Origin of the sequence: Pseudomonas sp. 21615526 (assembly GCF_013386245.1) — a bacterium.
In the GTDB taxonomy this organism is placed as follows: Bacteria; Pseudomonadota; Gammaproteobacteria; order Pseudomonadales; family Pseudomonadaceae; genus Aquipseudomonas.
This window is the reverse complement of record NZ_JACAOM010000174.1, coordinates 1-9,115: the sequence shown is the minus strand read 5'-3', so window position 1 is coordinate 9,115 and position 9,115 is coordinate 1. Positions and strand designations below refer to the sequence as shown.

Sequence of the window (9,115 nt, the reverse complement as noted above, 5' to 3'; positions counted from 1 at the left end):
GCCGGAGTGAGGGAACACCGAGCCTAGGCGAGGTGCCAAGTGGTGGGGCAAGAGCGTTTTGCTTACTTTTGCGCTTTTCAAAAGTGAGCCGCTGTAAGAGCGGAACCAATCTCAGCCATCACCAAAATAACGGATATTCACCCACCACCGGCCGTAATAAACCGCCGCGCCAAAAAACCATACAACAGATACCCAAACGCCAATACCAGCGTCGCACCAAACACCGCCTCCTCACCACACGCGTAAATCGCATACAGCGAATACCCCACGGCAATCAGCAACACCGTGGTATTGCGCGCATACACCACCGCCGCCACCCGCGCTTTGTGCATCATCACCAGCAGCCCGGTCAGCGCGGTGACGTAAGGAATCAAATTGGTCACCACCGCCAGGTTCACCAACTTGCCGAACTGCGCACTGGCTGTGGGCGAGATGGTCGACAAGGCAATCAAGCTCTGCAACGCCGCGCAGGCAATCAGCCCCAACACCGGCGCGTGGGCGCGGCTGACCCGGCTGAAGAAGCGCGGAAACAGACGCTGGTCCGCCGACATCTTGGCCGTTTGCGCCAAGGTGAATTGCCAGCCCAACAGCGAACCAATACACGCCACCACCGCCAGCGCCATGATGATGTCGCCCACCAGCGGCGTGAAAATCTGCGCGTACACCAAGGCAAACGGCGCAGAAGACTCGGCCAGTTCAGCGTTGGGCACGATGCCCTGAATCACTGTGGTCGACAGCACATACACCAGCGCCGCGCCGAGGGTGCCCAGCAGGCAGGCCAGCGGCACGGTGCGCTTGGGGTCTTCCACCGCGTCATAGCCCTGGGCAGCGGACTCCATGCCGAGGAAGGCCCAGAGGGTCAGCGGGATACTCGCGCCAATCGCATCCCACAGTTGCAGTTGGTTGGGGTTCCAGGCATCGCTGAACACCTCCGTCTTGAAATAGAACCAGCCGATCACGCTCAAGCCCGCCACGGGAATGATCACGCCCCACACCGTGATCACGCCGATCCGCCCGGTCAGGCGCGGCCCGCCGAAGTTGGCCACGGTGGTCAGCCAGATCAGCCCGAGGGTGCCGATGAACAAGGGGATGGGGCCGCTGCCCAGCCACGGGATGAAGGACGACAGGTAGCCCACCGCCGAAATCGCAATCGCCACATTGGCGATGATCAGCGACAGGAAATACAGGAACGAACAGAGGAAGAACCCGGACTTGCCGTGGGCCTCTTCGGTGTAGGCCGACATGCCGCCGGTGCGGGTGCAGAAGAGGCCGCACTGGGCAAAACAGTACGCGATCGCCATCGAGCCCACGGCGGTGATCAGCCACGACAGCAGCGAAATCGCACCCAATTGCGCCATGCTGGCGGGCAGCATAATGATGCCCGAGCCCATCATGTTGATTGCCACCAGGGTGGTCAGGCCCATCAGGCTCATCTTTTTGCTTGGCTCGGCCATCGGCAACTCCTTGTCGTGGGGCGTGCGATGGCAGGCTAGCACGTTGTGGTCAGCGTGCCTTCGGGCTCCGGTTTTCTCCGAGGATTCGCGCGGCATCGCGAGCCGGTGGCAGGCCGAACACCCGGGCGTAATCGCGGCTGAACTGGGTGGCGCTTTCATAGCCGACTTCGAAGGCGGCGCTGGTGACGTTCCTGGCGCCGCCCACCATCAGCGTGCGCGCCTGTAGCAGGCGCACGCGCTTCTGGTACTGCAACGGGCTCAGGTTGGTGACGGCCTTGAAGTGGCGGTGAAAGGCCGACACGCTCATTGCGGCTTTCTGTGCCAGGGCTTCGACCCGGATCGGTTCGGCGAAGTCTCGGCGGATCCACTGGATGGCCTGGCTCACCCGGGCCATGGCGGTGTCCGGCGCGGCGATTTCACGCAGCATCCAGCCGTGGGGGCCTTGCAATACGCGGTAGAGGATCTCGCGCTCGTATACCGGTGCGAGGGCTGTGATCGCCTCAGGGTTGCCCATCAGCCGCAGCATGCGCAGCCAGGCGTCCATCAGTTCGGGGGTGACGGCGGCCACGGAAAAACCCGCATCGTGGTCGTAGCGCCCGGCAGGTTTGGGCAAGTCGCTCAGCAGCGTCGCGAGTACCGTCGGGTCGAGGGTCAGGCTGACCGCCAGGTAGGGTTCGCCGGTCACCGCCGGGTGCACGGTGCCCACGGCGGGCAGTTCGATGGACATCACGAAATAGGTCGCCGGGTCGTATCGCAGCGTGCGATCACCCACCGTCATGGATTTGCTGCCCTGCAGGATCAGGTTGATCATCGGGTCGTACACCGCGGCCAGCATGTGCTCGGGAATCGCGCCCTGGACCATGGCCACCCGCGGGATGCCGGTTTCAGTGCGGCGATTTTCAGCCTTGGCGGCCAGGGTACGCAGTTCGATCAGTTGTGTGTTCATGCCGGGCATGCTGAGCGCCCAGGTGTGCCCTGTGCAAGCAAAAAGCAGAAACAGGCAGGTTTCGAGCAGGAACGGCTGCGTCGGCGCAGGCGCGCAAGCCTACTGTGGTGACTCATTTGAGCAAGCAGTGGAGCCACACATGGGCGTTATCCTCATTACCGGCGGCAGCCGTGGCATTGGTGCCAGTACCGCAGAACTGTGTGCCCGGCAAGGCATGGGCGTGATCCTGACCTACAACAATCATCCAGAGGCCGCCCAGGCGGTTGTGCAGCGAATCGTATCGTCGGGCGGCAAGGCGGTCGCGCTGCCATTGGACGTGGCCGACATCAGTTCCTTCCAAGGTTTTGGCGAGGCGGTAAAGCAGGCGTTATCGGCCACCTGGGGTGTGAGTGGGTTGAATGGCCTGGTGAATAACGCCGGTTATGGACTGTTCAATCCCCTGGAATCGGTCACCGAGGCTCAGTTCGACGGCCTGCTGAATGTGCACCTCAAAGGGCCGTTTTTCCTGACTCAAGCCCTGTTGCCGCTGCTGCAAGTCCACGCCTGCATCGTCAACCTCACCAGCGCGACAACTCGCGTCGCCACCGCTGGCGTAGCACCTTACGCAGCCTTCAAGGGCGCGCTGGATGTACTCACCCGTTACATGGCCAAGGAGTTTGGCGAGCGGCAGATCCGTGCGAATGCCGTCTCTCCAGGCGCCATCCGCACCGAACTGGGCGGCGGGCTCAATGATGAGTTCGAAGCGCTGCTGGCTGCACAAACCGCCCTTGGTCGGGTTGGGGAGCCAGAGGACGTGGCGCGTGTGATCGCCATGTTGCTGTCTGACGAAGGCCGCTGGATCAATGCCCAGACGATCGAGGTCGCGGGCGGCTACATCATCTGAAGAGCGAGGCGACAGCATGCTGGATCATATCTTTTTGTCGGTCAGCGACATTCAACGCTCCATCGATTTCTACCAGGCCGCACTGGCGCCGCTGGGCATCACCACGCGCCACGACTACGACGGCAAGGACGGCCCGCCGGGCCACCCGGACCTCAAGGGGTTCGGCGCGAACGGGCGGATCTTCTTCTGGTTGCGCGAGGGCGCGGTCGAGGGCAGGGCGGTGCATGTGGGGTTCGTCGCCGGCAGCCGGGTCGAGGTCGATGCGGCTTACCTGGCGGCGATGAACGCGGGCGCCGTCGACAATGGAGCCCCTGGGGCACGATTGCACTATGACCCGAACTACTACGCGGCCAACGTGCTGGATCCCGACGGCTACAGCCTGGAATTTGTCTACAAGAACTGGCAGCACGTCCAATGAAAACCTTAATGATCTACGGCGCCACGGGCTACACCGGACGCATGGCGGCCGAAAACGCCAAGGCACACGGGCTGGACCTGGTGATCGCCGGGCGCAACCGCCAACGGCTGGAACCGCTGGCTGCGCAACTGGGTGTGCCGTACCGAGTATTCAGCCCGGACACCCTGGAAACGGACGCCCTGGATGGCATCGACGTGCTGTTGAACTTCGCGGGGCCGTTTGCGCAGACGGCGGGCGCGCTGATGCAGGCGTGTATTGCAGCAGGCGTCGACTACCTGGACATCACCGCCGAAATCAACGTTTACCGCTTGGCAAGGCAACTGGGCGCGCGTGCAGCTGAGGCAGGCGTCATGCTGTTGCCCGGGGTTGGCTGGGACGTGGTGCCGACGGATTGTCTGGCGATGCATGTGGCGCGCCGTGTTCAGAACCCGCAGTCGCTGAAAGTCGCGCTGCAGGTCGCCGGTCCCATGTCCCGGGGCTCGGCCTTGAGCGTGGGTGAAATCATCGGTGCGGGGCTCCTGGTGCGGGTGGACGGGCAGCTCATCGCTACCCCGGATGCACAACCGCAGTTCATGGATTTTGGCGATGGCCCGGTACTGTGTGCGCCGCTGTCCTTTGGTGATTTGGTGACGGCGTGGCATTCCACGGGCATCCCGAATATCGCCATGTTCGTGCACATCAGCGGCGATGCGTTTCCCGAGGGTGACCTGTCACAACTGCCCGACGGCCCCAGTCTTCAACAGCGTGAGGCCCATCGTGCCCGGGCAGTGGCAGAAGTCACAGGGGCCGATGGCCGGGTGGTGCGCTCGGTGATCGAGACCGTCAACGGCTACACCTACACGCCATTGGCGGCGGTGGAGGCGGCACGCCGGGTGTTGGCCGGTGAACGCCAACCGGGGTTCGCAACGCCGGGGCGAGTGTTGGGTATGGGGTTTGCCGAAACCATCGCGGGTACCACGATTATTGACGTGTAAGCCAATCACCGGACCCTCGTCACCCGCCAGGCGCCTTGAACCTGGCGGCATCACGCCCCGGCGGCAAGCCAAATAGCCGGGCATATTCGCGGCTGAACTGTGAGGCGCTTTCATAACCGACGCTGAATGCAATCGACGCTGCATCCTTGGTGTCGAACAGCAGCAACCAGCGTGCCCTGAGCAGGCGCAGGCGTTTCTGGTACTGAATCGGGGTCATGGCCGTAATGGCTTTGAAGTGCCGATAGAACGCCGCGACGCTCATGTCGGACATGGCGGCCAATGGCTCAACGCGAAAGGGTTGATTGAAATGCTGGCGAATCCACTCGGTCGCGCGGCGGATCTGCGCCAGGCGGCCGTCGGGACGGGCCATGTCCAGTAACGTTGCCCGTAGCGGGCCCTGCAAGACCCGAAACAGAATCTCCCGCTCGATCATCGGCGCCAATACCGCAACTTCGCTGGGCCGGTCCATCAGCCGCAGCATGCGCAGCCAGGCATCGATCAGCTCGGCGGGTGCAGGTACGGCGGCAAAGCAACTGTCGGTTGTGCGCTCGCCGGTTTCGATCTCGTCGGCCAATAGCGTGGCGATCACGTTGTGGTCCAGGGTCAGGCTCAGAGCCAGATAAGGCAGCCCCGGGGCGCAGGGGTGAATCTGGCCGGTGGCGGGTACCTCGACGGGCACCACGAAATAGCTGGCGGGCCCGTAGGTTTGCTCCTGGTCACCTATCCACAAGGTCTTCGAACCTTGCAGGACCAGGTGCAGCATCGGCTGGTAGACCTGATCGGCACAGGCTTCGGCCCGCACCATCGTCACACGCGGCAAGCCGGTATCAGTCCATTGGTTGCCAGCACGCATGACCAGGCTGCGCAGTTCATCGAGTTGATTGTTCATGGCGTTGAACATGAGGCACGCCGCCGGACAACGCAAGCCAGGCGAGAAGAATAGGCAAGCACGGGAGAAGAACCGGCAACCGCTGCATCCGCTGCGGCCTGAATACTGTAGGCAAGCGGTATCACTTATCCTTTGGAAGGTCACATCATGAAGCTCGACGGAAAAATCGCAGTTGTTACCGGCGCCTCAAAAGGCATCGGCGCAGGTATCGCAAAGGCACTGGGCGCAGCGGGGGCCACGGTGGTGGTCAACTATTCATCCAGCAAAGCCGAGGCCGATGGGGTGGTGGCGCAGATCCAGGCCGACGGCGGCAACGCAATGAGTGTTCGGGCCGACATGAGCCTGGCAGCCGACGTGATTCAACTATTCGACACCATCAGAAGCGAATATGGTCGCCTGGACATCCTGGTCAATAATGCCGGTGTCGCGGTGTTCCAGATGATCGAGGACTTGACCGAAGAGGCGTTCCATCGCCAGTTCAACCTCAATGTACTGGGGTATCTCCTGGCTGCTCGGGAAGCCGTCAAGTTGTTTGGCCAAGGGGGCAGCATCATTAATATCAGCTCGATCCTCAGCACCGATCCCTACCTGGCCTCCAGCGTCTACTCGGCGACCAAAGGCGCGGTGGATACGCTGACCTTCGCCTTGGCGCGTGAACTGGGGCCGAAGGGGATCCGGGTCAATTCGATCCTTCCGGGGCATACAAATACGCCGGCCACCGCCGGCAATTTTGCCGGTGAATTTGGCCAGCAGCTTATCGCGGGCACGCCGCTGGGGCGCTTTGGCGAGCCGGATGATATCGCGCCGGTTGCGGTGTTCCTGGCGTCCGACGACGCCCATTGGGTCACCGGCGAATCCATTCGCGTTTCGGGTGGGGTGCGTGGTGTGGGTTACTGATCAACGCAGGGCGGATCAGGCGGCCTGCGGCTGCATCCGCCATTCACCTTCCATATCCTTGACCAACCCACTGGCCAGCAACAGCGGTGCCACGCGCTTGTGCAATTGCGGCTCGACAAACTCTTTCACCGTGTCCAGCCCCAGCGCGCCGCTCAACGGCAGCTCGGCCTTGGTGTAAGACAACCAGGCTTTCTTCAGTATCAGCAGCACGTCGCTGCCGGCGGTGGAGGCGAAGCGGCGGTGGTTTTTTTTGCCGTCGAAATCGAAGGTGTGCTGAAACTCGTAACCGGCCTCGTTGCCTTCGCTGGCGACGCAGCGGATGCAGGTGCAGGGGCCATCGCCGAAAGCGCTGCGCAGGTAGTTGTTGAAGTCCACCACGGGCTTGAGTGACAGGCGTTTGTCCACTTCGAACAGGTCCCCGGTCATTTTTTCGTCAGTGTTCAAGGTCCATTTCCTCGCAGCGGTTTTTTCAAGGGCGGCACGATACCAGCCGAAGGGCGTGGGCGGGTAGTTTTTGGTCGCCTCAGTGGGGACGTCCATTCGCCAATGCCCTTGTTACGGTGATCAGCCCGCCAGCTCATCCACCAGCAGGTCGATAAAGCGCCGTACCCGAGGCTCCAGGAAGCGTTTGCTCGGGTACATCGCCAGGATCTCCACGTCTCCGGCGTCCAGGTCGGGCAGCACCTGTACCAGGCGTCCGGCGGCCAGGTCCTCGGCCACCACGAAGTCCGGCAGCAAGGCGATGCCCAGCCCGGACACGGCAGCGTCGCGCAGTGCTTCGCCGCTGTCCAGGCGCAGGCGGCTGCGCCCGTACGCCTTGACCCAGGTGCCATCCGATTCGCGAAAGCGCCAGCTTTGCTTGCGCGTGCGGCTGCTGAAATACAGGCAGTCGTGGTGGGCGAGGGCGTCCATGTCCCGGGGTATGCCGCGCTCGGCGAGATAGTCCGGTGCGGCGCACAGCAGCGCCTGATAACGAGCGACCACCCGGGAAACCAGTTGGCGGTCGGTGTTTGCGCTGCCGATGCGGATGGCCAGGTCGAAGCCGTCCTCGACGATATCGGCGGTGCGGTCGCTGAAACTGACTTCCACCTGCACCTCGGGCCAGGCGTGCAGGTATTTCTTCAACAACGGCAGCAACACCTTTCGCCCGAACGCATCGGGCACTGTAAGCCGCAATAAACCGCGCGGTACCCCGGTGGGCTGGCCGATGCGGCTTTGGGCGTTGTCCACTGCGGCGAGGATCTCCAGCCCCTGGTCATACAGCGCGCGGCCTTCGTCGGTGAGGCTCAAGGTGCGGGTGGTGCGGTTCAACAGGCGCACGCCAAGGCTGTCTTCCAGGCGCGCCACGGCTTTGCCGGCGGCCGAGCGCGTCAGGCCCATGGCCTGGCCACCGGCGACGAAGCTGGCGCCATCGACCACCGCCATGAAGATCAGCATCTCGTTGAGGTTGGTGCGCAGCATGCAGAGTGGCTCCGGGGATGACATCAGGCACAGGCGCGCAATATAGCAGCGCCGGCGGGCAGTGTTTTTCGTATATCCATAGATCGCGATATTCTTTTTCGCACTGTACGTGGGCCGCTACGCTCGCAACCCTTCTCAACCTCGCGGCAGCGTTCTCATGATAATAAAACGACCCACCCTGACGCTCCTGGCAGCAGCCAGTGCGCTCCTCAGCCTTGGTGCACACGCCGAAGGCAAGATCAGCATCGCCCAGCAATTCGGCATCGGCTACTTGATCCTCGACGTGGTTCGTGACCAGAACCTGATCGAGAAACACGGCAAGGAGCAGGGCCTGGACATCAAGGTGGAGTGGAACAGTATCTCCGGCGCCACCGCGATGAACGAGTCGCTGCTGGCCGGCGCGCTGGACGTGGTGTCGGCAGGTGTGCCGCCGATGCTGACGCTGTGGGACCGCACCAAGGGCAAGCAGAACGTCAAGGCCATCGCCTCGCTGGGCTCGATGCCCAACTACCTGCTGACCAATAACCCGGATGTGAAGACCCTCAAGGACTTCAGCGAAAAAGACCGCATCGCCGTACCGGCCGCGGGCGTGGGTTTCCAGTCGCGTACCTTGCAGATTGAAACCGCCAAGCAGTTCGGGAACGACAACTACAAGAAATTCGACGATATCTCCATCAGCCTGGCGCACCCGGACGCGACCGCCGCGTTGATTGCCGGCGGTTCGGAGATCAACGCGCATTTTTCCAGCCCGCCGTTCCAGTATCAGGAGTTGTTGAATCCCAAGGTGCACAAGGTGCTGAGTTCCTACGACATTCTCGGCGGCCCGGCGACGTTCAATGTGCTGTACACCACCGAGAAATTCCACGACGAGAACCCCAAGACCTACAAGGCGTTCTATGACGCGTTGGCCGAGGCCGAGACAATCATCAAGGCCGACAAGCCGGCAGCGGCCCAGGCTTACATTCGTGTAGAGCAGTCGAAGCTACCGCTGGCGCTGGTGGAGAAGATTGTCCAGGACCCGGAAATCGACTTCACCATCGTGCCGCAGCGTACCTATATCTATGCCGAGAAATTGCAGGAATTGGGGGTGTTGAAGAACAAGGCGGGGAGCTGGAAGGATTACTTCTTTGAAGAGGCGCACGGCGGGAACGGCAGCTGACTCCATTCTGAATTGAAACGCACACAAAAATGTG

The 9,115-nt window shown here is 62.3% G+C and carries 10 protein-coding genes; 5 read left to right on the top strand and 5 right to left on the bottom strand.

The genetic code is table 11. The annotated features are described in order from the left end of the window. Positions 1 to 137: 137 nt before the first annotated feature. Positions 138 to 1,454, bottom strand: a complete 1,317-nt coding sequence (gene potE / locus HX786_RS30220) for a putrescine-ornithine antiporter (RefSeq protein ID WP_177047504.1) — start codon at positions 1,452 to 1,454, stop codon at positions 138 to 140. A gap of 49 nt (positions 1,455 to 1,503) precedes the next feature. Continuing rightward, entirely contained in the window at positions 1,504 to 2,400 is an 897-nt protein-coding gene (locus HX786_RS30215) for an AraC family transcriptional regulator (protein ID WP_174717787.1), read from the bottom strand. A 139-nt stretch (positions 2,401 to 2,539) separates the two neighbouring features. On the opposite strand from HX786_RS30215, the gene HX786_RS30210 reads away from it, so the two are divergent. Genes HX786_RS30210 through HX786_RS30200 form a run of 3 tightly spaced genes read left to right on the top strand, consistent with a single transcriptional unit; the run spans position 2,540 to position 4,675 of the window. After that, complete coding sequence (locus tag HX786_RS30210) at positions 2,540 to 3,283, top strand: SDR family NAD(P)-dependent oxidoreductase (protein ID WP_177117171.1); 744 nt, start codon at positions 2,540 to 2,542, stop codon at positions 3,281 to 3,283. A gap of 16 nt (positions 3,284 to 3,299) precedes the next feature. Then, complete coding sequence (locus HX786_RS30205) at positions 3,300 to 3,701, top strand: VOC family protein (protein WP_177036027.1); 402 nt, start codon at positions 3,300 to 3,302, stop codon at positions 3,699 to 3,701. Then, positions 3,698 to 4,675 (top strand): trans-acting enoyl reductase family protein, encoded by a 978-nt coding sequence (locus HX786_RS30200; protein WP_177019462.1) that lies wholly within the window; start codon positions 3,698 to 3,700, stop codon positions 4,673 to 4,675. Before HX786_RS30205 ends, HX786_RS30200 begins: the two co-directional genes overlap by 4 nt. Positions 4,676 to 4,694: 19 nt before the next feature. Here the strand turns inward: HX786_RS30200 and HX786_RS30195 are convergent, their stop codons facing one another. Further along, a complete protein-coding gene (locus HX786_RS30195; protein WP_177022736.1) occupies positions 4,695 to 5,564 on the bottom strand; it encodes an AraC family transcriptional regulator in 870 nt (289 codons plus the stop codon). 147 nt (positions 5,565 to 5,711) lie between these two features. Between HX786_RS30195 and HX786_RS30190 the strand changes: the two genes are divergently transcribed. Next, the gene (locus HX786_RS30190) at positions 5,712 to 6,461 is read left to right on the top strand and encodes an SDR family NAD(P)-dependent oxidoreductase (protein WP_177022737.1); all 750 of its coding nucleotides are present in this window, start codon (positions 5,712 to 5,714) and stop codon (positions 6,459 to 6,461) included. 15 nt (positions 6,462 to 6,476) lie between these two features. Here HX786_RS30190 and HX786_RS30185 read toward each other — a convergent pair whose 3' ends face one another. Then, on the bottom strand, positions 6,477 to 6,905 hold the full coding sequence (locus HX786_RS30185) for a hypothetical protein (protein ID WP_178913008.1): 429 nt from the start codon (positions 6,903 to 6,905) through the stop codon (positions 6,477 to 6,479). Between the two features lie 120 nt (positions 6,906 to 7,025). Continuing rightward, complete coding sequence (locus HX786_RS30180) at positions 7,026 to 7,922, bottom strand: LysR family transcriptional regulator (RefSeq protein WP_178913007.1); 897 nt, start codon at positions 7,920 to 7,922, stop codon at positions 7,026 to 7,028. A 157-nt stretch (positions 7,923 to 8,079) separates the two neighbouring features. Here HX786_RS30180 and HX786_RS30175 point away from each other — a divergent pair, with 157 nt between their 5' ends. Beyond that, positions 8,080 to 9,081 carry an ABC transporter substrate-binding protein gene (locus HX786_RS30175; protein ID WP_177022740.1) on the top strand — a complete coding sequence of 334 codons (1,002 nt, stop codon included), beginning with the start codon at positions 8,080 to 8,082 and terminating at the stop codon, positions 9,079 to 9,081. The last annotated feature ends 34 nt before the right edge of the window (positions 9,082 to 9,115 follow it).